We start from the raw sequence: 26970 nt of genomic DNA on the forward strand, positions 1-26970 counted from the left end.
ACCTCCGTTTCAACTCATTCTTCCAATTAGCGACGACTTAAAATATGTTGACCATTTTGCAAGAATTGACTTCTTGATTTGCGCATTCTTTCAATTCGCTCTTCAGCCAATCGGTCTGCCGCTTTATAAGTTGGAATGGCATCACGGTTTGAAATTTCAATCACACGTTCAATATTTTGATAAATGCCTTCGACTTTTTTCATCGCACGATCTGCATTATAGCCATAAAGCTCATCAGCCACGTTAATCACACCGCCTGCATTAATCACATAGTCAGGAGCATATACAATCCCCATTTCATGGATAAGGTCTCCGTGATGCGTTTCTCTTAGCTGGTTATTTGCAGCACCTGCAATCACTTTTGCTTTTAACTTAGGAATGGTTACATCGTTAATGGTTGCACCAAGTGCGCACGGTGCATAAATATCACATGCTTGATCATAAATATCGTCAGGATCGACTGCTTTTGCGCCGAAGTCTTCAACAGCTCGCTTGACAGAGTCTTTGTTGATATCTGTGACAATAAGCTGTGCGCCTTCTTCGTGCAGATGTTTACACAGATTGTAGGCCACATTTCCAACACCTTGGACAGCAATTGTTTTTCCTTCTAATGAATCTGTACCGAAAGCAGCTTTGGCAGCGGCTTTCATCCCTTTATATACACCGTAAGCAGTGACTGGAGACGGATTTCCGGATGAACCAAATGCAGGAGAGATCCCTGTGACAAAATCGGTTTCTTCATGAATGAGGTCCATGTCTTCTACCGTTGTACCGACATCTTCCGCTGTAATATAGCGGCCATTCAGCCCTTGAATGTAACGTCCAAAGGCACGGAACATTTCTTCGTTTTTGTCTTTTCTCGGGTCACCGATGATCACTGTTTTTCCGCCGCCAAGATTAAGTCCTGCTGCCGCGTTTTTATAAGTCATTCCTCTTGCTAGACGCAGTGCATCCTCAATAGCTGCTTCTTCGTTTTCATACGTCCACATTCTCGTTCCGCCTAGTGCAGGTCCAAGTGTTGTATCATGAATCGCAATAATCGCTTTTAAGCCAGACTGCTCATCCTGACAAAATACAAGCTGCTCATAATCGTATCGTTCCATATATTTAAAAAGTTCCATTGTGTTATTCCTCCTATTACTTCCGCTTAATTTGATGTACAGATGGCAAGCGCAATTGAATAAAGCTTACTTTCAGCTGAATCAGACCGGCTTGTTAAAGCAATCGGCGCCTTGGCTCCTGCCACCACAGCTCCCACCTTCGCATGTGCAAAGTAGATGAGAGATTTATAAAGAATGTTTCCTGCCTCAATTGTTGGCACAAGCAAAATATCTGCATGGCCGGCTACATCACTCGTAATATTTTTATGAGAAGCTGCCGTTTGAGAGATGGCATTATCTAAAGCAAGAGGCCCATCAATCAGGCATCCAGAAATTTGCCCCCGCCGATTCATTTGCGCAAGACTTGCCGCAGTTAAAGTTGAATCCATTGCCGGATTCACGACCTCGACCGCAGAAAGCACTGCAACCTTTGGCATGTCGTTTCCGACAGCTTGTGCTACTTGAACAGAATTGATCGTAATCTCTTTCAGCATATTTAAATCGGGCGCGATGTTCATCGCAGAATCTGTGACATAAATAAAGCGGTCAAAGCCCGGTACTTCAAATGCTGCGACATGTGATAAGACACTTGCTGTCCTGAGCCCATATTCTTTATTCAGTACCGCTTTTAAAAGAACGGCTGTCGGGACATGCCCCTTCATCAAAATATCTGCATGCTTCTCGCTCACTGCCTGCACGGCTATTTTGGCAGATTCTTCGGGAGAATCTGAATGAATAATATCTATCCAGTCCTCATCGATTTCATGCTGTTTCACTAGCTCCTTCAGGTTGCGTTTGTTCCCAACCAGGAGAAAGCGAGCGACCTTTCGCTTAATTGCCATCTTGATGGCATGAAGCACTTCTTCGTCTTCTGCATGAGCCACAGCCGCCGTTTTATTCTGCAGCTGGGCGGCTTTCATAATCAGATCGTCAAGCTTCATATATGCCCACCTTTCCTTGTGCTCGGTTCATGTTTTATATGCAAGTTCCGTGCCAGTTTGAAATGCAGTAAAATGAGGCAGTTCGCATGACATTCGTGCAATCTTTTGCAGTTTACATGCATTTTATTGCATGCTATCTTTTGCAAGTTGATATTTATCCATTTTATAGTAAAGGTTCCGTATGCTGATCCCTAACGTTTTCGCTGTTTTCGTGCGATTGAATTGATGCTTTTCAAGGGTTTGTTTAATTAGCTGCGCTTCAAATGCCTCAACAGCATCCGAAAGCGTCTCTCCCTCAAATTGACTGACAGCCAGTTCCTGCTGCTCTTTTTCTTCCTGATCTTCAGACTCCATGAAAGAAATATGCCCCTCATCAATCCATTCTTCTTGCGGGTTTAAAAAGATCATGGCTCGTCCAAGTACATTTTCAAGCTCTCTTACGTTTCCAGGCCACTTATATGATCGCAGTCTATGAAGCGCCTGTTCTGTTAACCCGCGCACGTTCCGTCCATAGTCTAAATTGATCTTTTGGATGAGACGTTTGCTTAACGAATCAATATCCTCAAGGCGCTGCCTTAGCGGCGGGATAGAGATCGGGTATCTGTTCATGCGATAATATAAGTCCTCTCTGAACTTTCCTTCCGCCATCGCTTTTTCAATATTGACATTTGTCGCCGTGATCACACGAACATCGACTGGTATGGCCTTTGTTCCGCCTACTCTTACAATTTCTTTCTCCTGCATGACGCGCAGTAGCTTCGCCTGTGTACTTGGCGTCATCTCACCAATTTCATCTAAGAAAATGCTGCCTTGATTCGCCTCTTCAAACAGTCCTTTTTTCCCGCCGCGCCTTGCACCAGAAAACGCTCCTTCTTCATAGCCAAAAAGCTCTGACTCTAAAAGGGTCTCAGATAAGGCTGCACAGTTGACCCGTACAAAGCGATTATATTTCCGGTCACTTTCATTGTGAATGGCGTGCGCAAACAGCTCTTTTCCAGTACCTGATTCTCCCCGGAGTAAAATAGTGGCTGGCGTTTTTGCGCCCAGCTTTGCCTGCTCAAGTGCCACAAGCATTTGCTCACTTTCTCCAATGATGTCTTCAAATGTGTACTTTGCTTCAAGTGTCCGGATAAGCTGCCTTGCTTTATTTAGTTCATTCGTAAGTGATTGTATTTCTGATACGTCATGAATGACGCCGACACTGCCTTTTAAGATGCCATCAACGATAACCGGCGCTACGTTGACGATCACATCTTTTTTATTCGGCCCGACTTTCATTCTGACGCCTCGAACCGGTCTTCTTGTTTCAAGTACCTTCAAATGCATGCTTTCTCCTTCAGAAATATCTGCACCTGCAGGTTTCCCCACAACTTCTTTATCTGTTAATCCAGTCATTTTCGTATAAGCTCGGTTGATCAAAATCCCTTTTCCCTGCTCATCAACAACCGAAATGGCTTCATCTGACGATTGAATGATCGCCTCCAGCATGGTTCGCACTTCTTTAAGGTTCGTTACTTCCTCCGCAAGCTCAACGGCATCTGTAATATCTTTAAAGATGGATAAAGCACCTAGCATTCTCCCCGCGTCATCAATAATTGGCAAACGCGTTGTGACAATTTGTATTTGTTGGTTCAGAAATTGTTTTTGATTAAATTCTGGCTCTCTCGATCTTAAAATGTCGGGAAGTTTTGTGTTTGGGATCACTTCTCGTATGTCGCGGCCAATCGCATCTTTTTGCGAACATCCAACCATTTTGGCCGCTGATCGATTAAACAGGACGACTTCTTCGTCCATGTTTATAAAAATCATCCCATCGTTCGTTGCATTAAAAATGCGGTCATGCTTATAGGTTTGTTCCTTTAATATTTGAATTAGCTGTTGTTTTTCTGACATTAATTCTGATATGACGTAAGCCATTGAACTTGGAACAATGACAGCATGCTCCGGCTTTTCTTCCATCAGCTCTTTCAGCACTGCTGAACTGCCCGTTGTTTCAATGATGATATCAATGTCATCTTTTATGTATTCTTTCCAATCCGTTGTCGTATCAATTCCATTCTTTTTCGCTTCTGCCATCCCCGGTGCCTCAAGATCAAGGTCGGCGATCGCAATGATTTGAATCATATTTGTTTTCAGCAATGTTTCTAGCAATGCTGATCCACCCTGTCCCGCACCGACAATCAAGACTCTCTGCATCCCGTTACCCCTTTATATGAAAAAATTTGCACACCATATTTTTCCGTTGCAAAAAATTGCACAACTCTTATATTACCACGTTTTCCTTTCTTGACAAAATATTTTTTGAATTAGACAATGGAAGTAAATGACGTTTAAGGGGACATTTGATGGGGAGAATACTTGCACTAGTGATTATTTTAATACCTGGCGCGCTTGCTGCACTTGGGATTAAGCTGCTGCGTGACACTGTTTTCGGCATCATCATTGCACCATTTCCATTTTTATGGCTGCAAGGAATTGCAGGGTTGTTATTTTTAGGGGGAGGGCTTTATGTAGTGGCTGGCTTTATTTTATATAGAGACCGTAAACGAAATAAAGTGACTGCTCGCTTTAAGCAGAGATAAAACGTGAAAAAAGACCCGCTGATGATAGCAGGTCTTTATTTCATTTCTTCTCTTATTTTCACGGCCCGGTCAGGAAAATCAGTGAAAATGCCATCGACACCTAGGGAAAACATGTTTTTCATTTGCTTTTCACTGTTTACTGTAAACGGCCTGATTACTTGCTGAGATGCATGGAGAGCTGACACAACCTCTTTGGTCACGCCTGCACCCTTAATATTTGGATGATAGCCTCTTGCTGGTACTGTTTTTATATACATCTCCGGCTGATGAATCACATCCATTGTGAGTACAGCAAGTTCAACATGCGGCATTAGTTTGTGAAAAAGAGCTAAACTGCCGTGATGAAACGATGAAACAAGTACACGGTCTTCTATTTGAAAATGCTCGATTTGCTTTTTTACTTTCTCCTCGATACCTGGATATCGATAAATGGAGTTTTTCAGTTCAATATTAATGATCAATGATGATTGCTGCGTCACTAGCTCTAATACTTCCTCTAAAAGAGGAATGGATACAGCACCGGTTTGTTCATAAAAAGAATGACTCGCATCTCCTGCTTTTAATTCTTCATATGTATGGTCTTTCACTAAACCTTTCATATTCGTGGTTCTGTTCAGTTTCTCATCGTGAATGACAGCAAGTCTGCCGTCTTTCGTCAGCTGAACATCCAGCTCAATTCCGTCAGCTCCCGAATGGAGTGCATGCTCGAAGGCTATCATGGTGTTTTCAGGATAAATGCCTTTAAAGCCTCTGTGTGCAAAAATTTTCGTCATAGGTCACCTCTAAATATGATGCTTCCTTTCATTATGACGTGTCTTTTTTCGTTTTTCCAGTTTAGAGCACATAAAAAAAACCTCTTCTGATTCGCATGAAGAGGTTGACAGATAAATTCGATCACGTAATCGCTCTGATGGCTTGCTCTGTCGTCTCTGCGTCAAGAGCAAAAAGGGAAGAAACAACTGCGACTGCTGTAACAACGGTTACACCTAACAACAACTTTTTCATAAGATAACCTCCACTTTCTTTTGAAGTATTTGTGCATCGAATTTCTTTTCAAGAAAACGAATGGCATTTTGATAATCATTTCGTTCCTTGAAGTATTTCGATATTTGTTCAGACAAATCCTCAAGCTCCACATATAATCTATTTTTTTCTATGTAGTCTAATTTTTCAGAGAATACGTCTGCTGCCCCACTATTCTCGCACATCAAATCCAAAATTTCAAATTTTACTATATATTCATTATTTTGGATATCACAACTATACAGAATACCCTCTTTAATATATTCCCTCGCCTCTTGATCTCCTAGATGCACTAAGGCGTTTGCCAGAACATATAAAGATTGGATGTAATAATGACTATTGTCACGGTGAATTTGAATGCCCATTCCTTTTTTTGCATAATGTGCGCTTTTTTCATAATCATGCTTTGCATAATAAAGAACAGCTAAATTGTGATAGCATTTCCCAATCAGCACTTCATTGTTAATGCGCTTACTTTTCTCAAGTGCTTCTTGATACTTTTCCTCTGCTTCACCGAATTGGAACAAATCAATACAATTACTTGCATGTAAAATCAAGCTGTCAATTGCTTGCGCTGTATACTCTTCATGCGCTTTAAATGTATCGATGGCTTTTTTAATATGATTAATGGATATGAAGTTTTGTTTCAGTTCGTAATAAATTGAAGCAACTTTATGGTGAAAAGTTCCTACTTCAAGGTCTTCATTCACACGTTTTAGCCGCTGTTCTGCAATTTTGTAAAAACTAATGGCTTCATCATACTTTTTCACATATGCAGCATATTGGCCTTTGTAAAAGTAAAAATAAAAATTAATAATGTCATCTGCCTTCTCATCGAGCGTTCCGACACTTTTCATAATTTGATTGGCTTTTTCAATATTTCCAAGTAACATTTCATGTCTGCCGTCAACAAGCTGATAATAAAGGAGAACTTCACGGTCTTCATCTGTATTTTTTAGCAAATTCTGAATTTTCTCTTTATAGACAGCAGATTTTTCTAAGTCATTCTGAGAAATGACCCTCGTCCACTTGCTAATTTCGTTCGCTACCTCAGCAGAGTGGATTTTCAGCTTTCCCATAACCTCACCCTCTTCTTTTCATTATTATAGCATAGTAAAAGAATGTGAAAATTATTAAATTCGACAATGGGAATATTCAGTTCAAATGGCACAATCTCTAAGAAGCCAGTGACTTTAAAACGCCAATCAATCAGGTCAATAGAAATAGAACTTTCGATCTCGTTTGCTTTAATTACCATTTCCATAAGACCTTTTCCTCTCATCCTTTTTCTTACGAATGAGCGTTTTCTTCTTCTATTTTGAAGACTTCATGATCGATTAGCGCAGCTGATTACCACTACTTTATGTCTTTTTTATTTTTTTCATGCTTTATTTTTCATTTTATTCTGAAAATAAAGCAGCCCGTTTGTCCAATTTAAACATTAAGATGATTTTATCAACCTAACCAAATTTTTACAACATGTTTCAAAATAAAAAAACGTCTCAATGAAGAAACGTTTTTTCATGAAAAATAAACTAGCTAGCTCTATGCTCTAATCGCAAACGATCAGCTACCATGGCAATAAATTCTGAATTGGTTGGTTTCGCTTTTGACATGCTGACAGTATAACCAAAGAGTGAGGAAATGGAATCAATGTTCCCTCTGCTCCAAGCAACTTCAATGGCATGACGAATCGCCCGTTCCACCCTGCTGGCGGTCGTGTTAAATTTCTTTGCAATGTCTGGGTACAACACTTTAGTAATGCTTCCGAGAAGCTCAATGTCATTGTACACCATAGAAATCGCTTCTCTTAAGTATAAATACCCTTTAATATGAGCGGGCACGCCAATCTCATGAATAATGGTCGTAATGCTCGCATCTAAGTTTTTACGTTTCGGTTCAGGTTTGTTGCGAAGAACACTGTTTTGGATTGATGAAGAGCGATGGGTAACTTGTGTGCCGTTTCCACTGACTTGACGAATATGACCTACTAGGTTTTCCATATCAAATGGCTTTAAAATGAAATAAGATGCGCCCAAATCAACTGCTTTTTTCGTGACATCTTCTTGTCCAAAGGCCGTTAGCATAATCACACTTGGCTGTTTTGTCATTTCATTGTTTTCACGGAGGCGTTCTAGTACAGCAAGACCGTCTAAATGAGGCATAATAATATCTAAGAGGAGAACGTCGGGCTCTTTATCTTTAAATAATGTCAGGCATTCCTGACCATTATACGCCACGCCAAGTACTTCCATATCTTCCTGTCCCTCAATGTACTCTGTCAAAAGGCCAACAAGCTCTCGATTGTCATCAGCTACACACACTTTAATTTTCTCCACGTTCTTTCCTCCCCAATGTCGATTCCTTTAGTCTTTTGCATTTCTCTTCTGAGTGTTCAATTCGACAAAACCATGCTATCCCCTTTAAAAAACTTTAATTTTCCGAATAATAGAGCATTATCTAGCTTTTTCTATGTTTTTCTTAAAGAATCGACGATTATTGCAATTTGACAACATGCTTTTTTCCATTTTGTCGAAAAATCTCTTTTTCCTTATTTTATAACATGATGGAAGAGAAAGAAAGGGTAGAAAAAAACTGCCGGAAGATTCGCGGCAGTTAAATGATCAGCTTGCTTTTTTGTTTTTTTGATAAAGGTCGATTCCTGCTTCTGACAGCATCCATTCAATGTGTACGCCGTACCCGCTAGTCGGATCATTGACGAATACGTGTGTGACAGCTCCAATGACTTTGCCATTTTGAATGATGGGGCTTCCGCTCATTCCTTGGACGATTCCGCCCGTTTTGCTTAAGAGCCGCTCATCTGTTACCTTTAATACCATTCCTTTAGTTGCTGGGAATTTCTGCGGTGTTGTGCTGACGATTTTAATATCAAACTTCTCCACTTTATCATGATCCACAACGGTTAAAATTTCTGCTGGGCCTTCTTTTACTTCATTTGATAAAGCGACTGGAAGTGGTTTATCTGCTACATGATTTTCAAGCTTTTCGGTTAACGTACCAAAGATACCAAAAGGGCTGTTGCGGGAGATATCTCCTATTGTTTTTCTTTCAGAAGAGAATCTCGCCAATTTTTCTCCAGGATTGCCTCCTGTACCTTTTTCAATCGATGTCACGGTTGATCTGACAATTTCACCATTGTCGACAACAATTGGTTTTTTTGTATCCATGTCAGAAATCACATGCCCAAGGGCACCATATTTTTTAGATGAAGGTTCAAAAAAGGTCATCGTGCCGATTCCTGCTGCAGAATCACGAATGTAAAGACCAATTCGATAGATGCCTTCACTTGCATCTTTTGCGGGTGTTAATGTTGTTTGAAAGGTTTTATGATCTCTCTTTATGAGCAAACGAAGCGTTTCACCCGTTTTCCCTGCTTTCTGAATAAATGGGGTGAGGTCATTCATTTTCTCCATTTTTTGACCATTGATTTCAATGATCATATCCCCTGATTGAATGCCTGCGGCTTCACCTGGTGATTTTTTGCCGTCTGCTGTTGTGATTTGATGAAAACCTACAACGAGAACTCCTACAGAGTGGAGCTTGACGCCAATGGATTGTCCTCCAGGAACGACTTTTAATTCAGGGAGAACATCAACTTTTGTTTTCTTAATAGGAAATCCTTTAAAATCATAAACAATTTCGGCTTTTCCCGCCTTTTGTCCTGTAATATCCAGCTGATTCTCTTTCTCTGAAAGGCTAAAGGCTGGCGAAGAAGCATTGGCTGACGCTTCAATCGATGTGTCAATTGAGTGCTTCTGTTTTTCAAATACAGCAACATTTGTTGGAATGCTGATGTATTCCTTCACTATGCTCATAAACCCTGTACTTATTAAAGAAACAAGGAGAATCACACCAATGGCTTTTCTCATCTTTTCGGGCATTCATTTTTCACTCTCCTCGCTCCTTACCCACACCAGAACACTCATGTTTTGGCTACATCTTTACTTTTGCCTTCTTCGAGAGGATTTATAACCGGCAGCTTTAGAAAATGATTGGATAAATTGATAAAAGAAAAAGACGATTTTATGGGTATATACGCCGTCTTTTACACAACATAAAAAAGGCAGCTGATGATTCAGCTACCCTGTTGTTTTGACATCATTTGCTTGGTGCAATAGTTCTTTTGCGTGCTGTTTTGTCAGCTCTGTGACTTCCACACCGGCAATCATCCGGCCAATTTCACTCACTTTTTCTTCATGACTTAATGGTTTGACACTTGTCAGTGTTCTGCCCGCTTTCGAGCGTTTCGAAATAAAGAGATGTGTGTCAGCCATTGCGGCTACTTGAGGCAGATGTGTAATGCAGAGCACTTGTGATCCAGACGCTACTTTGTAAATTTTTTCTGCAATGGCTTGTGCGACTCTGCCGCTGACGCCTGTATCAACTTCATCGAAGATAATGGATGTGACGTCTTGTTTGGCTGAGAAAATACTCTTCACAGCGAGCATGACACGTGAAATTTCTCCACCTGAGGCTACTTTCGATAAAGATTTCATCGGTTCGCCTGTATTTGTAGAAATGACAAATTGTGCTTGGTCGATTCCATTTTTCCCGAGCTGGACAGGTTTTCCGTCTAATAGCGGACAATCGGTGCTGCCAAAAGGCGCATATCGAATAGAAAAAGCTGTGTCAAATGATGACTTCTCCATATACAAATCCTTGAGCTCCGTTTGGATTTGCTTCGCTAGCTTTTTGGCCCATTTTTTACGCAGCTCCGAAACGTTAAGTGCTTCCAGCAGGGCATCACGGCTCATCGCATCCAGTCTATTCTTGAGCGTCTGCAGATGGCTGTCTCGATTTTGAATTTGATCGATTTCTTCTTCAATCTTCGCCGCATACTCCAAAATTTCCTCAACGGTTGTGCCGTATTTTCGTTTTAACTGCTTCATTTCATTCAGCCTGGATTCAATAAAATCAAGACGAGCCGGATCGAATTCTAACTGATCCAGCATGCTTCGCATTTGGAAAGTTGAATCCTCTAATAAGTAGTAGGAATTCGATACTTGTTCAGATAGCTTTTTCAAATCATCATTGATCTCAGACACTTGCTCAAGCTCGCTTGAGGACATGCCAACCCAATCTAGTCCTCCTTGCTCATTACGCAAAGCGTTATACGCGTTTTGAAGTGAGGAATAGATTTTTTCGTAGTTGCTGATTTGATGACGCTCTTCCTGAAGCCGCTCATCTTCTCCCGGCTCTAACTGCGCTGCCTCAATCTCCTCTAGCTGAAATTGCAGTAAATCTAAGCGGTGCACCATTTCCTGCTCATTCTCGGACAGCTGCCTGAGCTTTTGAGCCGTCTTCATATATTGATCATATGCTTCTTGATACTGCAAGAGAGCTGGTGCAATTTCTTCTGCTCCAAATTGATCGAGCAAATGCAGATGATTTTCATCTTCCATAAGCAGCTGGTTATCGTGCTGACCATGTATATCAAGCAAAAGCCGTCCTACTTCACGTAAAAGTGAGATGGTGACAAGCTTTCCATTAATCCGGCAAATGCTTTTCCCGCTGTTGTTAATATCACGGCGGAGGATCATCATTTCATCTGATGCGTCAATTCCCTGCTCTTCGCATAGAGCAAATACAGGATGATCGGCTGGTACAAGAAAAAGCCCTTCCAGCTCTGCTTTTTTTTCACCGTAGCGGACAAATTCAGAGGACCCTCTTCCTCCCACGAGAAGTGAGACAGCATCAATCATGATGGATTTTCCGGCACCTGTTTCCCCTGTTAGGACCGTGAGTCCTTTTTCAAATGAAACCGTTAACTCTTCAATGATTGCAAAGTTTTTAATGGTTAGTTCTGCTAACACTCATTTGACACCTCTTTTAGTAAACCTGATTCTTTATAGAAGCTCTAAAATTTTGCTCGAAACTGTCTCTGTATCATCTGGAGTGCGGCAAATGATTAAAATGGTATCATCTCCGCAAATCGTTCCCATAATTTCTTCCCAATCTAAATTATCCATTAAAGCACCGATCGCCTGAGCATTACCCGGCATTGTTTTCAGAACAATTAAATGACTGGCAGCATCCATTTTGATAAATGCATCCATTAGGGATCGTTTCAGCTTTGACAGCGGGTTAAACCGCTGATCCGCAGGAAGACTGTATTTATATGTTCCATTATTCGTCGGAACTTTCACTAAATGTAATTCTTTAATATCTCTAGAAACGGTCGCTTGTGTGATGTTATATCCATCGGCTTTCAAAATATCGACCAATTCATCTTGTGTTTCGATCTCTTGGCTTGCAATGATTTCTCTAATTTTAATATGCCTTTGACCTTTATTCATATTTGACCCCCCTATGCGTTTCATTCTCAGTTTGTCTTTATGTTCTATGTTATATGATGCACACTTCAAAAAACAAGCATTACGTGAGATCCAGCCGATTCTCGTCTTTTGACCATGTAAAAAGGAATAATAGCGAGCTATTATTCCTTTCAGCGTGTAGACAAACCCTCGCATTCGGTGTCAGTCCTGCGCGCTGGTGCTCACGAATGTCAAATTCGCTCCGCTCCATTGCTCGAACTTCCTAGACTTCAAAGGTTTTCTATCACGCTGAAAAGAAGACAAAGGGCTAAAATAAAGATCATTTTAACCCTTTGTCAACAATCTGAAAAGGAATAATAGCGAGCTATTATTCCTTTTGTATCAATCATCTCATGTGTCAGCCGGCTCAGGGCTGTTTTTCTTTTCTTTCAATACAGAATGGGCTTCCTTCACGACTTTCTCAAGTTCTGAAACTGGAAGCGCCGTATTCTCCTCTTGATCAGGATGAAGCACTAAATGAAGCAGAAATTCAATATTTCCGTCTCCACCAGTGATAGGCGAAAACGAAACATCCTTTACATCATAGCCTTCTTTAGCAGCAAATTGATTCATTTCTTCTAGTACACCGAGGTGGACAGACGGCTCGCGCACGATGCCTTTTTTCCCAACAAGCTCTCTGCCCGCTTCAAATTGAGGCTTGACGAGTGCAATACAGTCACCACCCGGAACAAGAATATGCTTTAAAGCTGGCAGAATGAGTTTAAGTGAAATAAAAGATACATCAATTGAAGCCACTTCTGGCAATCCTTCAGTAAAATCAGCTGGGACGGAATGGCGGAAATTGGTGCGCTCCATGACGATCACCCTGTCATCCTGCCTTAATTTCCACGCAAGCTGATTGTAGCCAACGTCTACAGCATATGATTTGACCGCTCCATTTTGAAGAGCACAATCCGTAAATCCGCCTGTTGATGAGCCAATATCAATTAGCAATTTCCCTTCAACTGTCAGGTCAAATTCTTTGAGCGCTTTTTCGAGCTTTAACCCGCCGCGGCTTACGTATTTGAGAGGATTCCCCTTCACTGTGAGCGGAGTATCACGAGCAATTTTCTCTCCTGGTTTATCCAAACGGTTTTCATTTGAGTAAACGATTCCTGCCATGATGGCACGCTTTGCTTTCTCTCTTGTTTCCATTAGTCCTTGTTCGACTAATAAAACGTCAAGTCGTTCTTTCTTTGATGTCATGATCCAATTCCTTTTCTTGGTGCTGCGGGAAGCAGGCTACGTAAAGTCTCAGCAGCCTGTGCTTTCGTCAGACCAATTTCTTCAAGCAGGGCATCAACACTTCCATGCTCAATAAATTGATCTGGGATACCCATCCGTTCTACTTTGATATGTGATGCTTTCTTGTCGTGTACATATTCTAATACACTGCTTCCAAATCCGCCTTGGAGCACAGCTTCTTCAATCGTTAAAATCGGAATCCCTTCAGAAAGAATGTCATTTAACATTGCTTCATCAAGCGGCTTAATAAATCGAGCGTTGACGACACGAATTGATTTTCCTTCTTTTTGAAGTTCCTCAGCTGCTTGCAGTGCCATTTTAATCGTCGTACCGAATGTTAAGATGACGGCATCCTTCCCTGGACGAAGAACCTCCCAAGACCCAATCGGAATGGTTTTCAGCTGTTCATCCATTTTCACGCCAAGCCCATTTCCACGCGGGAAACGCATGGCAATAGGACCGTCATCATACTGAATGGCTGTATTGACCATATGCTGACCTTCATTTTCATCCTTCGGCATCATGAGCACCATATTCGGCATATGACGCATGAAGGCAATATCAAACACACCTTGATGCGTTTCTCCATCTGCACCGACAAGACCCGCACGGTCAATCCCGATAAATACATTGAGGTTCTGGCGGCAAATATCATGCAGCACTTGATCATAGGCTCTTTGCAGGAACGTTGAATAAATCGCTAAAAATGGCTTCATATCCTGCGTCGCAAGCCCAGCTGCCATTGTGGCTGCATGCTGCTCAGCAATTCCTACATCAAACATTCGCTCTGGAAATTCCTTTGCAAAGCCTTCAAGTTTTGAGCCAACAGGCATCGCAGGCGTGATGGCCACAATTCGCTCATCTTTACGCGCAAGCTTTCTGACTGTTTCACTGACAAGACCACTCCATGACGGGGCAGCTGCTGCTGGTTTTACAAAGTCACCTGTATCAATTTTGTATGGACCTGTACCATGCCAAGTCCCAATTTTATCGGATTCTGCCGGCTGATAGCCTTTTCCTTTTTTCGTGATGACATGCAGCAGGACAGGACCTTTTGTTTTCTTTGCATATTCAAGGTTTTCAAAAAGATCTTCATAAGAATGTCCATCGACAGGACCTAAGTAAGTGAATCCCATTTCCTCAAAGAACATGCCAGACACAAGTAAATACTTGAGGCTGTCTTTAATACGCTCTGCTGTGGCAGCAAGCTTTCCGCCTACAGCTGGGATCCGCTTGAATAAATATTCGAGCTCGTCCTTTACCCATTGGTATTTGCCTGCTGTGCGCAGTCTGCCAAGCATTGTGTGAATCGCACCGACGTTTGGTGCAATACTCATTTCATTATCGTTTAAGATGACGATCATATCTTTCTTTTCATCACCGATATGATTCAGTGCTTCCAGCGCCATACCTCCGGTTAATGCACCATCTCCGATAATTGGCAGGATATATTCATCTGTTCCTTTAATATCACGCGCCGCCGCCATACCCATCGCGCCAGATAATGACGTTGAGCTGTGGCCTGTTTCCCAAACATCATGCTCGCTTTCGTTTCGTTTAGGAAATCCGCAAAGTCCTTTATATTGACGAAGTGTATCAAACTCCGCCCCTCTCCCAGTTAACAGCTTGTGAACATAAGACTGATGTCCAACATCCCAAAGGAATTTGTCTTTCGGGCTGTCAAATACTTTGTGAAGGGCAACCGTAAGTTCAACGACACCCAGATTTGGACCGATATGCCCGCCAGAGTTAGCCAAGGACTCAATTAAAAACATGCGAATTTCAGCACTAAGCTCCTCTAATTCTGCTATTGACATTCCTTTTAGAAACGTTGGATTTTTTATTGATAAAAGATCCAATCAGGATCAACTCGCTTTCAACAAAATTTCTATCTACATATATAATGCCTTATTCCTATGAAAACCAAGCGGGAATAAGAGTTGTCTCATCATGATAAACTGTTTACAGTTTACCACAATTGCTCGAAGACCCTCAAATCTAGGCTGTTTTTAATGATCTCTTGAGGCGATCAGATCACATAACTCATGCAGCAATTGCTGCTCTAATTCAAGATTTGAGACAATTTCTTTTGCACGTGTGATGTGCTCGTGCAGTTTTTCTTTTGCTCCTGAAAGCGTTAATAAAGAAGGATATGTCGACTTTTCATTCGCTGTATCAGAGCCGACCCGTTTTCCTATTTTTTCTTCGCTTCCTTCGAGATCTAAAATGTCATCACGGATTTGAAAAGCAATACCGATATGATAGCTGAATTCTCTTAGTTTTTCGATATCGTCATCTGATGCACCTGCCAGCATGGCACCTGCTGTGACGCTGAATGTGAGAAGCTTTCCTGTTTTCCGGGCGTGAATGGATTCTAGTTCTGCAAGCGGGACTTGTTTTTGCTCTGCTTCCATGTCATCAAATTGACCGCCAACCATTCCTAGCGCACCTGCTGACTTCACAAGTTCATCTACGATTTTGAGTTTTTGGTCAGGAGAGACACTGCTAGATAGCTGAGATGTAATCAGACGGAAGCTTTCTGTTAAAAGAGCATCGCCAGCGAGAACCGCTGTTGCTTCCCCGTATACTTTATGGTTGGTCGGCTTTCCTCTGCGAAGGTCATCATCGTCCATGCAAGGAAGGTCGTCGTGTATCAATGAATACGTATGAATCATCTCTACAGCACAGCCAACCGGTATGCCATCTTCTTCTTTTTTGCCGTAGGCATGTAATAAAGCAAGAACGAGAACAGGACGAAGTCTTTTCCCTCCAGCTTTAAGAGAGTAAAGCATCGAAGATTTGAGGTCTTCTGGAATCTTCAATTCCTGAACATATGTAAATAAATAATCTTCAATGGCCTGTTTTCGTGTTGTTAAAAAATCCTGCAAATTACTTGTCACCAGCATCCGCCTCCTTCACTGAGAAAGGAGCCAGCTCACCGTCCTCTTTTAAAATGAAATCCATCTGCTTTTCAACGTGCTGTAATTTTTCATGACAAAGCTTTGAAAGTGTCATGCCTTCTTGGAAATAATGAATGGCTTGCTCAAGTGGTACATCTCCTTCTTCGAGCTTCCCAACGATCTCCTCAAGACCTTTCATCGCTTCTTCAAATGTCATTTGTTCTTCTTTTTGTTTATTTGATTCTGTCATGATGATTGCCCCTCCTTCTCAATAACCTCACAAATCAGACGTCCATCCTTCATAGTAATAGCCAGCTGATCCTTCGTATCGACTTGGTTCACACTTTTAATCAGTTCATCGTCTTTATAGGCTAAACTGTAGCCTCTTTCCATCACTTGAAGTGGATTTAATGCATTTAGTTTACCAAGAACAGATTGGAACTGCGAATGAATTGTTTTCATTTGCACATTCATGCTGCGGATGAGCTGTTCTGTTTCATTGGCATGGCGTTTTTTCGCTTGAAGCAGCTGCTCTTTTGGATGAAGCGGCTTCAACCTGTATGTCTGGCGGTCTAGTTGACTGCGTTTTTGTTCAATTTGTCTCGTCAGCTGTTTTTGAAAACGGTCAAATACCAAATCGAATTGCTGCTCTTTTTGCTCCTGCAACCGTTTTGGAAAACGGAAAGCATAAGAGGATTGCAGCGCCACAAGACGGTCTTTCGCTTGTGATGTTCGATTCTTCACGGCCCTTGTCAGCCGAATGTCGATGGATTTGATTCGTTCTATTAAATCGGCTGTGCTTGGAACAGCGAGCTCGGCTGCTCCTGTTGGTGTGGGTGCTCTCATGTCTGCAGTAAAATCACTGATTGTAAAGTCCGTTTCGTGCCCTACTGCAGAAATGATTGGAATGTCTGATGCGAAGATTGCTCTTGCGACAGCTTCTTCATTAAAGGCCCAAAGTTCTTCGATCGAACCGCCTCCTCTTCCGACAATCAAGACATCACAGAGCTGTTTTTCATTTGCTTCCTTGATCCTCTCTACGATTGAACGAGTGGCATTTTCACCTTGGACAAGCGCCGGAAGCACAATGATTTTCGCCTGCTGATAGCGCCGGTTAATCGTTGTAATGACATCCCGGACAGCCGCTCCTGTTGGGGATGTAACGACACCAACAACCTCTGGATATTCAGGAATTGGTTTTTTATAGCGCGCATCAAATAAGCCTTCACTTGCCAGCTTTTTCTTCAGCTCTTCATAAGCGAGATGAAGAGCACCAACACCATCAGGCTGCATTTCTTTTGCATATAATTGATAGTTGCCGCTTGGTTCATATACTTGAATCCCGCCGCGTACAAACACTTTCATTCCGCTTTTTGGTGAAAAAGGCAGCTTTGCTGCGGAACGCTGGAACATGACAGCTTGCATGCGTGCGTTTTCGTCTTTTAAGGTGAAGTACACATGACCTCTTGAATGAATCTTCACATTGGATAACTCACCTTTGATCCAAATATCTTCTAAATGCGGATCAACATCAAATTTTCTTTTTATGTATTTTGTAAGGGCTGTGACCGTCACAAAGGCTTTTTCACTCATGACGTATTCCTCCTCTTCAAAAACGCACATTCATCCACCGGCATCATGCAGGTGGATGAATGGATAAAGCTTATGCTAATGTACGTTTTGCTGATTTAACCGTATTGTGTGCAAGCATCGTAATCGTCATTGGACCGACTCCGCCAGGGACTGGTGTGATGTAAGAAGCTTTTTCTTTTGCTCCTTCAAAATCAACATCCCCAACAAGCTTCCCAGTATCCAAACGATTGACTCCTACATCGATGACAATTGCGCCTTCTTTGATTTGGTCAGCTTTAATAAAGTTTGCTCGACCGACGGCAACAACTAAAATGTCCGCTTTTAACGTGTGTTCTGAAATATTTGCCGTTCTTGAATGGCAGTAAGTAACCGTTGCGTTTTCATTTAACAGCAATTGTCCAACTGGTTTGCCGACAATATTGCTGCGCCCCACAACAACCACTTCTTTTCCAGAAAGATCGACACCCGTTTTATTCAATAATTCAACAATACCTGCTGGTGTACAAGGAAGGAATGTATCTTCCCCAAGCAGCATTTTCCCGATATTTAAAGGATGGAAACCATCTACATCTTTCTCAGGTGAAATACGTTCAATAACGGCTTTTTCAGAAATGTGTTTAGGCAGTGGAAGTTGAACAAGAATCCCGTGGAATTGATCGTTCGCATTGTACTGATCAATCAGCTGAAGCAATTCTTCTTCTGTTAAAGAAGCATCTAAATGATCAAGCTGGAAATGCATGCCCATTGCTTCTGCTGCTTTTTTCTTCCCGCGTACGTAAGAAAGTGAAGCCGGATCATCACCGATTAGAATAACGGCAAGACCAGGTGTGACTCCTTTTTGTTTTAGCTCTTCTACTTCTTTTGCTAATTGTTCACGCTTTTCTTTTGCTGTTTCTTTCCCATCGATGATTGTTGCTGTCATGTCGAATCCTCCTATTGCTGCTTTAGGTCGTTTTTAATGTTCGAAAGTACACCATTTACAAATTTCGGTGCTTTATCATCGCCGAATAATTTGGCAAGTTCAATCGCTTCATTCATTGAGACACTAACTGGGATGTCTTCTTGATACACCATCTCGTACACAGACAGCCTTAAAATGGCTCTGTCTACGTTTGCAATACGATCGAGTTTCCAATTCACTAGATGCTGTGAGATCATGTCATCAAGCTTGTCCTTTTGTTCAAGCACACCGAAAACCAGTTCCTCGAAAAAAGGATCTGATTCTTGTTCATCCAGCGCATGTGTAATGGCCTCTTTCGGATCAATATTGCTCACATCAATTTGAAATAATGTTTGTAACGCCTTTTCTCTTGCAGTTCTTCTTTTCATTATTTACTCCTTTAACCACTTTATCCGCTTGTCGTTAAGCCATACAGAGATCATAACATATTTTGACCGTGGTCGCACCAAGATCCATGCGAGCTGTGACGAAAAACGAATCAATCAACACGTGACGTTATCAATATTCGGAAATTACCCAAAAATGGGCTTTAAAAAACCAAAGAGGCAATGCCTCCTTGGTTTCACTTGAACCCTTCTTTACATTTCTTGATCTACTTCAGCCTCAGGTGCTTTTGTATCAAATTGAATGCCAACGACATGAATGTTAATTTCATTAATCGTTAAGGCAGTCATGTTTAAAAGGGTTTGACGGATATTTTCTTGTACAGCAGTGGATACCTTTGGAATGGATAGGCCAAATTCAACCACACAATACACATCGATTGTGATGCCTTCATCAGAGACATCTACTTTTACACCTTTACGGTGATTTTTTTTACCAAAGCGTTCTGCTACATCAGCAGCGAAATTGCCGCGCATTTCGGCAATGCCTTCGACTTCTGAAGCGGCGATCCCAGCAATGACTTCAATCACTTCTGGTGCAATTTGCACTTTTCCCAATTGATCTTCATCAAGGTTCATTTCAAGCAAATTGTTTTCTGACACGATCATTCACCTCCGAAAGCTGTGATTATTTCATGATTTGGTATGTTTCTAAAAACTTCGTATTAAAATTACCACTCACAAATGTTTCATGCTCGAGCAATCTAAGGTGGAATGGAATCGTTGTGTAGACTCCTTCAATGACGAATTCTTGAAGCGCACGTTTCATTTTCGCAATCGCTTCTTCTCTCGTCTTACCATATGTGATCACTTTTGCAATCATGCTGTCATAATATGGCGGAATCACATAGCCCGGATAAGCGGCAGAATCAACACGTACTCCTAAACCGCCTGGCGGAAGATACATTTTAATTTCACCAGCTGAAGGCATGAAGTTTTTCTCTGGGTTCTCTGCATTGATACGGCATTCGATCGCCCAGCCTTCATATACGACATCCTCTTGTGTAAGAGAAAGCTTCTCACCTGATGCAACCTTGATCTGTTCTTTGATCAAGTCTACACCTGTGACCATTTCTGTCACAGGATGCTCTACTTGAATACGAGTATTCATTTCCATGAAGTAGAACTTCTCTTCATTATAATCATAAATGAATTCGACTGTTCCAGCACCTGTATATTCAACAGCTTCTGCTGCTTTTACGGCTGCTTCACCCATTTGCTCACGGATGTCTGCATTCAGTGCTGGTGATGGCGTTTCTTCAAGAAGCTTTTGCATTCTTCTTTGGATCGAGCAGTCACGCTCTCCTAAATGAATCGTATTGCCATGCTGATCTGCAAGCACTTGGATTTCCACATGTCTAAAGTCTTCAATGAACTTTTCTAAATAGACACCAGGGTTCCCAAAGTTTTGCGCCGCTTCCTGCTGCGTGATGGTGACTCCGTTAATAAGCTCTTCTTCTGTACGAGCCACACGGATTCCTTTACCGCCTCCGCCTGCAGTTGCTTTAATAATGACAGGATACCCAATACTAGCTGCTGTTGAAACAGCATCATCAAGATCTTTTACAATTCCTTGAGAACCAGGAACGATCGGGACGCCTGCACTCTTCATTGTTTCTCGCGCGACATCTTTCGTTCCCATTTTGGAAATCGCTGACGCGGTTGGTCCAACAAAGATCACATTACATTCCTCGCAAAGCTCTGCAAAGTCTGCATTTTCTGCTAAAAACCCGTATCCTGGATGGATCGCATCTGTTCCTGTTAATTTTGCTACGCTGACGATATTCGTGACATTTAAATAACTATCTTTAGAAGCAGTTGGTCCGATGCAATATGCTTCATCAGCCATTTGTACATGCAGCGCATCGCGATCCGCTTCAGAAAATACCGCAACAGTTTCAATTCCAAGCTCTTTACAAGCGCGGATAATTCTAACTGCGATTTCTCCTCTGTTTGCAATTAATAGCTTTTTAATCATGATCGTACTCCTTACTCTGCTTTCACTAGAAAGAGGGGTTGTCCGAATTCTACAAGCTGACCGTTTTCAGCTAATACTTCGACGATTTCACCTTTTACTTCTGCTTCGATTTCATTAAACAGTTTCATCGCTTCAACGATACATACAACTGAATTTTCCTTCACCTTAGAACCTGTTGTCACGTATGGATCTGCTTCTGGTGAAGAGGAAGCATAAAATGTGCCAACCATTGGGGATGTGATTTTATGCAGATTTTCAGACGCAGTTGCCTCTTGTGCAGGGGCTTCAGTCTGAGCTGGAGCTTGTGCTGTAGGAGCTTGTTGAGCCGGAGCTGCTTGGACAGGAGCCACTGGTGCTTGTGCCGCAACTTGCTGAACGACTTCTTTATTTTTCTTCAGTTTGATTTTCGCACCTTCGTTTTCGTACGTAAATTCGTCGATTGTAGAGTCGTCAATTAATTTAATCAGTTCATGAATTTCTTCAATTTTTAACATGGATTTGCACCCCTATGTATGGATTTATCTTTTAATTATAGGCTAGTACTAAAAGTACGTACTATACACATCTTACAGGAGGATTTCAATGAATTCAACTACTATTGTGGCGAAGCGCCTCGCGAAAGCACCTTGGAAGGGGCGTCAAGCCGCATCAAAAAACGCCCTTTTCGGCAAAGGGCGCCAGTTCATTTTTTATTGATTAGTGGGCTCAAAAGTGACAGCTACGTTATCAAGATCTCTCATTTCTTTTGTGACCATATCAATAATATCGGCCGCTTGAGACTTTGATTTTTTATCAGAACGAACCGTGATGCTCACTTTATCTCCTTCAGCACTTACGAGCGCATCTTTATAGCCTTTTGTTTTGATCAAGGTCTCAAGCTGACGCTCAGTTCCTTCTGCCTCACTAAGTGCTGTCATTTGATCGTATGCTTCACTTTTTTCTTGCGCTGTTGCATCGTCACTAGAGACGATTTCGTTGTATTCTTCGCGCTGCTTGCTTCGTTTATCTTCAAGCTCTAGTCTGTATGTTGTAAAAAGCTCATCGTCTGTCTGCTCTGACACAGCCTTTCCTTCTTCACCGCTTGTTTCGATACCCTCTTGTTTGCCGTTTGTTTCTTTGTCAGTGGATTTCTTATCAGCGCCTTTTTCCATTCCTTTGTCCGTTCCTTTTTCTGTTTCAACCTTTTTCTCTTCAGTCCCTTTTGATTTCGTATCTTCTACTGTCACTGCATTTTCACCCTGTGGAGACATGATATAGTACACACTTAATACGACAACTAAACTTAGCATCGTTAATAGCCAAACCGTTTGTTTTTTTAACATCATTCCGAATCCTCCTTGATTTTTTTAGGGGCAACAGCCACTCTATGGCTCGGTACATCAAGCACTCGTGTAACCGCTTCAATGATGGTTTTCTTTATTTGAACGTTGTCTACTCCTTGAGCAACAACGAGGACACCTCGAATTTCTGGCTTTTTCGTTTGAACAACGACTGGTGTTTCTTCATTCCCATTTTTGATGATGACGACTTCTTCTTCTTTTGTTTGATCAGTGACACTTCGTACACCGCCTTCTTTATCTGTTTCCTCGGTCGTTGTACTTTTATTAGATTTGTTTTTTTCAAACACTTTTAAAGACGTTGCATCTACATTGACCACAATGGATACATCCTCAACGCCGATGATGGTCTCTAAAATTTCTTTCAGCTGGTTTTCGTATTCTTGCTCCACGTCCTCAATTGAATTCTTTGGTTTACCTGAGGATGCCGGTTTGAATACTTCCTGCTCTTCTGAGGATGTTTTTTTAGCAGCAGGAACCGCAGCTTGTTGTTTGCTTGATGGCGGTGACAAGATCTGACTGACTAACATGAAAGATACGCCGATAATGAATACAAGCAGCAAGTAATGGTGCTTCGTTAATTTGGGTTTCCCTTCACCTTTTTCAGGCGGCTGGAAGAATGATTTCAGCTTTTGTTTCCAGTCCTTGTTATTCATGATCTGCTGCGTCACCTCCCTCAATGTTCAGCGCGATGTGCTCAGGACTCGTATTCCAAACATCAGCCAGCGTCTCTTTCACCCTCGTGATCTCTTTGCTAGAAGATTCAGCGCTTTCCTCCTTTTGCCTGGAGAGATCAATGTCCACCTTTGCCACCGTTTCTACAGCATCACCTGTGAGCGGGGAAAGAACTGCTTTGATGCGAAATTGATCCGCCTCCATATTCTGATCCAGATGCTCCTCATCAGCCAGCACTTCTACGTGTTTCATTTCATAGCTCTCCTTCTCCAGTGGCTCCTTTGCGCTTTTTTCTAGTTGGACAGCCATTTGCTTTAAAATATATGCACGCTGAGAGGCTTGTATTTCTTTTTTTTCTAAATTCATCTGATTTTTTATTTCTTCTGACTGCGCTTCTTCCTTCCCTTTCATCAATTCTGAAAAAATTTGGTCAGGATCTGCTCGAAATAAAGCAAAAATCGGATTGAGCATTACGACGATGAGCAGCAGACTGACGACCATTTTTGCATACTTTTGCATGCTCGAATTGGGAAGCAGAAGATCAATGACAATCGCAAATAAGATAAAGAGAATAATACTTGTGATCCATTCCGTGAGAAAGCTCAAAAGGTGTCCCCTCCTTACTTCATCATCATGGTCAGGTTACCCGCAGTGATGATGACGGTAATGCTTAAAAAGAACATGAGCGACACAACTGCAAGTGCGGCAAATATATACAGCACACTTTTTGAAATGACATCAAGACAGCTGATGATGGGTCCGCCCCCTAACGGCTGAAGGATCGCGGCCGCAAGCTTATATATAAGGGCTAACGAAAGTACTTTAATCGCCGGGAAGGCGGCAATTGAAATCAAAATGGCGACCCCAACTAGTCCAACTGTATTTTTAAGTAAAACAGAGGCGCTGATCACGGTATCCGTCGCATCTGTAAACATTCTGCCTAGGACAGGGATGAAGTTTCCGGTAATGAATTTGGCTGTACGAAGAGCGATTCCATCAGTAACCGCCGCAGATGCCCCCTGAACGGAAATGACGCCGAGAAAAACGGTCAAAAAAACGGCAAGCCCGCCAATTGCCACATTTCTTAATAGCTGCGCAAGCTGGGTGACCTTGTATTGTTCGGTCAGCGTACTGACAATGCTCAATATCGCTGATAAAAAGATGAGCGGAAGAACGACATATTGAATGAAAACACCGCTCGTGTTCATTAAAAATAAAATAACAGGATGAAAGAATCCGGCTGAGACAAGCCCGCCTGATGAAGCAATAAGCGCTAGTAAAAGAGGAATAAGAGCAAGAATAAAACTGGTCATCGTTTGAATGGCTTCTGTGGCATAGGAAATCGCCACATGAAAGCTGTTGAGTGCAATAATAATCAGTACCATATAAACAAGAGCATATGCGACTTTGCTGACAGTGCTTTGTTCAAAAGCATTTTGCAAAAGCTGCAAAAGCGAACAAAAGATGGTGAGTAAAATGAGAGTACCTAGGAGCTTTCCGTTTGCAATGACCTCGTGAAATAGATAATGTACAAAGGCTTTCAGCCATGTTTGGGGAGACAGCTCTTTATCGCCGTCAATCATTTCCTTCACTGTGCCCTTTTGGCTTTCTGGCAAAAAGCCGCCATACTCGTCCAAAATGGTTTCCCAAAAGTCACTGATGGACTGAAGCTCAAGTGCATCAGCCTGTCCATTCGCCACTTCCTGTGCTGCTGGCTGTTCATTAGATAAAGGTTCTTTTTCTTCTGCACCTGCATTCGGAGCAATCAGCCAAAAGAAAAGCATTAATCCCATTGCAGCGGTCACCCGTTTCATTATCATCACCTCTTTTCATTTACGTCATGGACGGGATCATCCCTAAGATCGTCTCAATGATAACTGTTAAAATCGGGACTGCCATAACCAAGATGAGAATCTTTCCGCCTAGCTCTATTTTTGATGCAATGGCGCCTTGCCCAGCATCTTTCGTCAGCTGAGCGCCAAATTCCGCAATATAGGCAATGCCGATGATTTTCAATATGGTTTCAACATACTTCATATTGACGCCGGCACTTGCTGCAATTTTTTCAATCATTGAGATAATGGCATAGATTTGATCAATTAAATAAAGGAAAATCACACATCCAGTAAAAACGACAAGCATAAAGGCGAAGGTTGGCTTCTGTTCTTTGACGATTAATGCTAAAAAAGTAGCGATTAAACCAAGTCCAACAATTTGTATGATTTCGATTTGTAAGCCCTCCCCTATCCTTGAAATAGAAATACGGCTTTAATCTTTTTAAACAAATCGTCTACAATGGTTGCCACCATAAACAAAATGTAGATAAACCCAAGCAGCGTCACCCACTGAGCGTACTCTTTCTTCCCCATTTGGTCTAAAATCGTATGGAGAAAGGCCACGACGATGCCTACTCCGGCAATTTGAAAAATGACGTTTACATCAACGCCCATGCTCTCGACTCCCTTCCTCTCACATCAATAAAAGAATCAGTAACAATCCGCTTAAAAATCCAAGGCTTCTGACCATTTTTTCATTTTTCGCTTGGGCGATTTCTGCTTCTTTCTCCTCTGATTCCAAATGGCCTAAAGCAAGCTTGATGTACTTTTGCTGAGAAGTGACATCATGCTGGCCAAGAGTTTCCCCAAAGTGCTTCAGCGCCTCATATTCGCCTTTTTTCAATACAGTCTTTTTCCAAACATCTTCAAGACTTTCGTTCCATGCATGACGTGCAGAAAAAGTCCCCACTTTCAGCTTTTCTGAAAATTGTTCAAACAGCTGATTCACAGGAGGACCTACCTGCGCTGCAATTTGCTCTGCAGCCCGCGCTAAAGGGGTTTGGCCATACATAATTTCAGCTTCAAGAGACTGGAGAGCAAAGCGCAGCTGCCGAATTTGTTTAGGTCTGTCGCTGTATCGTTTGGCAAACTCGAATCCTCCCCAAGTCGTGGCCGCGACAATGAAAATAGCGCCAATGAGCTTTAACATACGTCCACTCCCCGCCTCCATTTCATCTCTTGGCCGTCCCCGCCGTACATCCGCCCGATCGTACCTGGTCCATTGTTTCGATTTAATTCAACATATCGTTCAAACACACGAAGCTCCCATAACGGCTTAAATGAAGGACGTTTATATACATCTTCAAGTGAATAGCCATGAGCTGAGACGATGATGTTGACTCCGGCATGAATCGCTTCTAAAAGTGCCTCGACATCCTCGCTTTTTCCGATTTCATCGACAATCATGACCTCTGGGCTCATTGACCGAATCATCATCATCAATCCTTCAGCCTTTGGACACGCATCGAGTACATCAACCCGGTGGCCAAAATGGTGCTGCGGCACCCCTCTTATACAACCGGCAATTTCAGAACGCTCATCAATAATGCCTGTTTTTCTAGGAGGAATTGTCTTTGTGCCTGTACTAGCAAGACGTGCTATATCCCGGAGCAATGTGGTTTTCCCCGTTTGCGGGGGACCGATGATGAGTGTATTGTGCCAGTGTTCTTCATATAAATAAGGAAGAAAGGGAAGCGCAATCCCGATTTTTTCTTTTGCAATGCGGATATTAAATGAAGAGATATCTCTTAGCCCTTTGACAAATCCGTTTTCAACGATCACCTTTCCTGCAAGTCCTACCCGGTGTCCGCCAGATATGGTGATATAGCCCTGTTTTAGCTCTTCCTCAAGTGTATACATGCTGTAATTGCTCAGCCTGCCTAATAGCTGAGACGCATCTTCCCAGGTTGTGTGATAAGAAAGAAAACGTGGTTTTCCTCCTTGCATCAGTTCAATAGGACGATCCGTGCGAATGCGGATTTCTTCTATTTGCGCCCATTCTGCCTCTTTCAGCAGTCTGAGTTCTTGTCCAATCGAGTGCGGGAGAATATCCAACAAACTCCGCAACGAAATTCCCCTCCT

Annotated in this window: 28 protein-coding genes; 1 reads left to right on the forward strand and 27 read right to left on the reverse strand. The window is 42.1% G+C overall.

The window, feature by feature from the left end:
• Positions 1-26 precede the first annotated feature (26 nt).
• From bcd to MHI46_RS11150, 3 genes are all read right to left on the reverse strand, one after another.
• Complete coding sequence (bcd, locus tag MHI46_RS11140) at positions 27-1121, reverse strand: branched-chain amino acid dehydrogenase (protein ID WP_003215658.1); 1095 nt, start codon at positions 1119-1121, stop codon at positions 27-29.
• Between the two features lie 26 nt (positions 1122-1147).
• A complete protein-coding gene (gene yqiS / locus MHI46_RS11145) occupies positions 1148-2041 on the reverse strand; it encodes a phosphate butyryltransferase (RefSeq protein WP_047202267.1) in 894 nt (297 codons plus the stop codon).
• A 123-nt stretch (positions 2042-2164) separates the two neighbouring features.
• Positions 2165-4237: a sigma-54-dependent Fis family transcriptional regulator gene (locus MHI46_RS11150; protein WP_047202268.1), complete on the reverse strand. Its 2073-nt coding sequence runs from the start codon at positions 4235-4237 to the stop codon at positions 2165-2167.
• A 149-nt stretch (positions 4238-4386) separates the two neighbouring features.
• On the opposite strand from MHI46_RS11150, the gene MHI46_RS11155 reads away from it, so the two are divergent.
• A complete protein-coding gene (locus MHI46_RS11155) occupies positions 4387-4623 on the forward strand; it encodes a DUF2627 domain-containing protein (RefSeq protein WP_039179838.1) in 237 nt (78 codons plus the stop codon).
• Positions 4624-4658: 35 nt separating this feature from the next.
• On the opposite strand, the gene MHI46_RS11160 is transcribed toward MHI46_RS11155, so the two are convergent.
• From MHI46_RS11160 to spoIIIAA, 24 genes are all read right to left on the reverse strand, one after another.
• Complete coding sequence (locus MHI46_RS11160; protein WP_064497583.1) at positions 4659-5396, reverse strand: glycerophosphodiester phosphodiesterase; 738 nt, start codon at positions 5394-5396, stop codon at positions 4659-4661.
• 228 nt (positions 5397-5624) lie between these two features.
• Positions 5625-6725 (reverse strand): Rap family tetratricopeptide repeat protein, encoded by a 1101-nt coding sequence (locus tag MHI46_RS11165; protein WP_064497584.1) that lies wholly within the window; start codon positions 6723-6725, stop codon positions 5625-5627.
• 456 nt (positions 6726-7181) lie between these two features.
• Positions 7182-7985 carry a sporulation transcription factor Spo0A gene (spo0A, locus tag MHI46_RS11170; protein WP_024422935.1) on the reverse strand — a complete coding sequence of 268 codons (804 nt, stop codon included), beginning with the start codon at positions 7983-7985 and terminating at the stop codon, positions 7182-7184.
• Between the two features lie 285 nt (positions 7986-8270).
• Positions 8271-9548, reverse strand: coding sequence for a SpoIVB peptidase (gene spoIVB / locus MHI46_RS11175; RefSeq protein ID WP_039179850.1), 1278 nt, complete (start codon positions 9546-9548; stop codon positions 8271-8273).
• 198 nt (positions 9549-9746) lie between these two features.
• Positions 9747-11480 carry a DNA repair protein RecN gene (recN, locus tag MHI46_RS11180; protein ID WP_064497585.1) on the reverse strand — a complete coding sequence of 578 codons (1734 nt, stop codon included), beginning with the start codon at positions 11478-11480 and terminating at the stop codon, positions 9747-9749.
• A gap of 33 nt (positions 11481-11513) precedes the next feature.
• Positions 11514-11963 (reverse strand): transcriptional regulator ArgR, encoded by a 450-nt coding sequence (gene argR, locus MHI46_RS11185; protein WP_024422938.1) that lies wholly within the window; start codon positions 11961-11963, stop codon positions 11514-11516.
• Between the two features lie 369 nt (positions 11964-12332).
• Positions 12333-13187: a TlyA family RNA methyltransferase gene (locus MHI46_RS11190; protein ID WP_064497586.1), complete on the reverse strand. Its 855-nt coding sequence runs from the start codon at positions 13185-13187 to the stop codon at positions 12333-12335.
• Positions 13184-15085, reverse strand: a complete 1902-nt coding sequence (gene dxs / locus MHI46_RS11195; RefSeq protein ID WP_064497587.1) for a 1-deoxy-D-xylulose-5-phosphate synthase — start codon at positions 15083-15085, stop codon at positions 13184-13186. The genes MHI46_RS11190 and dxs overlap by 4 nt, the downstream gene beginning before the upstream one ends.
• 150 nt (positions 15086-15235) lie before the next feature.
• Positions 15236-16126, reverse strand: coding sequence for a polyprenyl synthetase family protein (locus MHI46_RS11200; protein WP_064497588.1), 891 nt, complete (start codon positions 16124-16126; stop codon positions 15236-15238).
• Positions 16116-16376 carry an exodeoxyribonuclease VII small subunit gene (locus MHI46_RS11205; RefSeq protein ID WP_003215880.1) on the reverse strand — a complete coding sequence of 87 codons (261 nt, stop codon included), beginning with the start codon at positions 16374-16376 and terminating at the stop codon, positions 16116-16118. The genes MHI46_RS11200 and MHI46_RS11205 overlap by 11 nt, the downstream gene beginning before the upstream one ends.
• Positions 16373-17719, reverse strand: coding sequence for an exodeoxyribonuclease VII large subunit (gene xseA, locus MHI46_RS11210; protein WP_064497589.1), 1347 nt, complete (start codon positions 17717-17719; stop codon positions 16373-16375). Before xseA ends, MHI46_RS11205 begins: the two co-directional genes overlap by 4 nt.
• A 70-nt stretch (positions 17720-17789) precedes the next feature.
• Positions 17790-18641: a bifunctional methylenetetrahydrofolate dehydrogenase/methenyltetrahydrofolate cyclohydrolase FolD gene (gene folD, locus MHI46_RS11215; RefSeq protein WP_039179869.1), complete on the reverse strand. Its 852-nt coding sequence runs from the start codon at positions 18639-18641 to the stop codon at positions 17790-17792.
• Between the two features lie 11 nt (positions 18642-18652).
• Positions 18653-19048: a transcription antitermination factor NusB gene (gene nusB, locus MHI46_RS11220; RefSeq protein WP_012010530.1), complete on the reverse strand. Its 396-nt coding sequence runs from the start codon at positions 19046-19048 to the stop codon at positions 18653-18655.
• Between the two features lie 210 nt (positions 19049-19258).
• Positions 19259-19666 (reverse strand): Asp23/Gls24 family envelope stress response protein, encoded by a 408-nt coding sequence (locus MHI46_RS11225; RefSeq protein WP_034280262.1) that lies wholly within the window; start codon positions 19664-19666, stop codon positions 19259-19261.
• A gap of 25 nt (positions 19667-19691) precedes the next feature.
• The gene (gene accC, locus MHI46_RS11230; RefSeq protein ID WP_039179872.1) at positions 19692-21041 is read right to left on the reverse strand and encodes an acetyl-CoA carboxylase biotin carboxylase subunit; all 1350 of its coding nucleotides are present in this window, start codon (positions 21039-21041) and stop codon (positions 19692-19694) included.
• Positions 21042-21052: 11 nt separating this feature from the next.
• Complete coding sequence (accB, locus tag MHI46_RS11235; RefSeq protein ID WP_039179875.1) at positions 21053-21535, reverse strand: acetyl-CoA carboxylase biotin carboxyl carrier protein; 483 nt, start codon at positions 21533-21535, stop codon at positions 21053-21055.
• Between the two features lie 195 nt (positions 21536-21730).
• Positions 21731-22363, reverse strand: a complete 633-nt coding sequence (locus MHI46_RS11240; RefSeq protein WP_260776097.1) for a SpoIIIAH-like family protein — start codon at positions 22361-22363, stop codon at positions 21731-21733.
• A complete protein-coding gene (spoIIIAG, locus tag MHI46_RS11245; RefSeq protein ID WP_039179881.1) occupies positions 22363-23034 on the reverse strand; it encodes a stage III sporulation protein AG in 672 nt (223 codons plus the stop codon). The genes MHI46_RS11240 and spoIIIAG overlap by 1 nt, the downstream gene beginning before the upstream one ends.
• On the reverse strand, positions 23027-23659 hold the full coding sequence (spoIIIAF, locus tag MHI46_RS11250; RefSeq protein ID WP_041086144.1) for a stage III sporulation protein AF: 633 nt from the start codon (positions 23657-23659) through the stop codon (positions 23027-23029). Before spoIIIAF ends, spoIIIAG begins: the two co-directional genes overlap by 8 nt.
• A 14-nt stretch (positions 23660-23673) precedes the next feature.
• Positions 23674-24867: a stage III sporulation protein AE gene (gene spoIIIAE / locus MHI46_RS11255; protein ID WP_260774099.1), complete on the reverse strand. Its 1194-nt coding sequence runs from the start codon at positions 24865-24867 to the stop codon at positions 23674-23676.
• A gap of 19 nt (positions 24868-24886) precedes the next feature.
• The gene (spoIIIAD, locus tag MHI46_RS11260) at positions 24887-25300 is read right to left on the reverse strand and encodes a stage III sporulation protein AD (protein WP_087978339.1); all 414 of its coding nucleotides are present in this window, start codon (positions 25298-25300) and stop codon (positions 24887-24889) included.
• On the reverse strand, positions 25297-25503 hold the full coding sequence (spoIIIAC, locus tag MHI46_RS11265; RefSeq protein ID WP_003153142.1) for a stage III sporulation protein AC: 207 nt from the start codon (positions 25501-25503) through the stop codon (positions 25297-25299). Before spoIIIAC ends, spoIIIAD begins: the two co-directional genes overlap by 4 nt.
• Before the next feature lie 19 nt (positions 25504-25522).
• Positions 25523-26038: a stage III sporulation protein SpoIIIAB gene (gene spoIIIAB, locus MHI46_RS11270; RefSeq protein ID WP_041086146.1), complete on the reverse strand. Its 516-nt coding sequence runs from the start codon at positions 26036-26038 to the stop codon at positions 25523-25525.
• A complete protein-coding gene (spoIIIAA, locus tag MHI46_RS11275) occupies positions 26032-26955 on the reverse strand; it encodes a stage III sporulation protein AA (RefSeq protein ID WP_126681605.1) in 924 nt (307 codons plus the stop codon). The genes spoIIIAB and spoIIIAA overlap by 7 nt, the downstream gene beginning before the upstream one ends.
• Positions 26956-26970: the final 15 nt, after the last annotated feature.

This window comes from Bacillus sp. FSL K6-1000 (genome assembly GCF_038630785.1).
GTDB lineage: Bacteria > Bacillota > Bacilli > Bacillales > Bacillaceae > Bacillus > Bacillus safensis.

Coding starts and splice junctions, on each gene's coding strand:
- nusB (WP_012010530.1), bottom strand. CDS start 19,048: ATGAAAAGAAGAACTGCAAGAGAAAAGGCGTTACAAACATTATTTCAA.
- spoIIIAB (WP_041086146.1), bottom strand. CDS start 26,038: ATGTTAAAGCTCATTGGCGCTATTTTCATTGTCGCGGCCACGACTTGG.
- accC (WP_039179872.1), bottom strand. CDS start 21,041: ATGATTAAAAAGCTATTAATTGCAAACAGAGGAGAAATCGCAGTTAGA.
- yqiS (WP_047202267.1), bottom strand. CDS start 2,041: ATGAAGCTTGACGATCTGATTATGAAAGCCGCCCAGCTGCAGAATAAA.
- xseA (WP_064497589.1), bottom strand. CDS start 17,719: ATGAGTGAAAAAGCCTTTGTGACGGTCACAGCCCTTACAAAATACATA.
- MHI46_RS11240 (WP_260776097.1), bottom strand. CDS start 22,363: ATGTTAAAAAAACAAACGGTTTGGCTATTAACGATGCTAAGTTTAGTT.
- spoIIIAG (WP_039179881.1), bottom strand. CDS start 23,034: ATGAATAACAAGGACTGGAAACAAAAGCTGAAATCATTCTTCCAGCCG.
- MHI46_RS11160 (WP_064497583.1), bottom strand. CDS start 5,396: ATGACGAAAATTTTTGCACACAGAGGCTTTAAAGGCATTTATCCTGAA.
- spoIIIAC (WP_003153142.1), bottom strand. CDS start 25,503: ATGGGCGTTGATGTAAACGTCATTTTTCAAATTGCCGGAGTAGGCATC.
- MHI46_RS11165 (WP_064497584.1), bottom strand. CDS start 6,725: ATGGGAAAGCTGAAAATCCACTCTGCTGAGGTAGCGAACGAAATTAGC.
- MHI46_RS11190 (WP_064497586.1), bottom strand. CDS start 13,187: ATGACATCAAAGAAAGAACGACTTGACGTTTTATTAGTCGAACAAGGA.
- bcd (WP_003215658.1), bottom strand. CDS start 1,121: ATGGAACTTTTTAAATATATGGAACGATACGATTATGAGCAGCTTGTA.
- accB (WP_039179875.1), bottom strand. CDS start 21,535: ATGTTAAAAATTGAAGAAATTCATGAACTGATTAAATTAATTGACGAC.
- argR (WP_024422938.1), bottom strand. CDS start 11,963: ATGAATAAAGGTCAAAGGCATATTAAAATTAGAGAAATCATTGCAAGC.
- MHI46_RS11150 (WP_047202268.1), bottom strand. CDS start 4,237: ATGCAGAGAGTCTTGATTGTCGGTGCGGGACAGGGTGGATCAGCATTG.
- MHI46_RS11205 (WP_003215880.1), bottom strand. CDS start 16,376: ATGACAGAATCAAATAAACAAAAAGAAGAACAAATGACATTTGAAGAA.
- spoIIIAE (WP_260774099.1), bottom strand. CDS start 24,867: ATGAAACGGGTGACCGCTGCAATGGGATTAATGCTTTTCTTTTGGCTG.
- folD (WP_039179869.1), bottom strand. CDS start 18,641: ATGACAGCAACAATCATCGATGGGAAAGAAACAGCAAAAGAAAAGCGT.
- MHI46_RS11155 (WP_039179838.1), top strand. CDS start 4,387: ATGGGGAGAATACTTGCACTAGTGATTATTTTAATACCTGGCGCGCTT.
- spoIVB (WP_039179850.1), bottom strand. CDS start 9,548: ATGCCCGAAAAGATGAGAAAAGCCATTGGTGTGATTCTCCTTGTTTCT.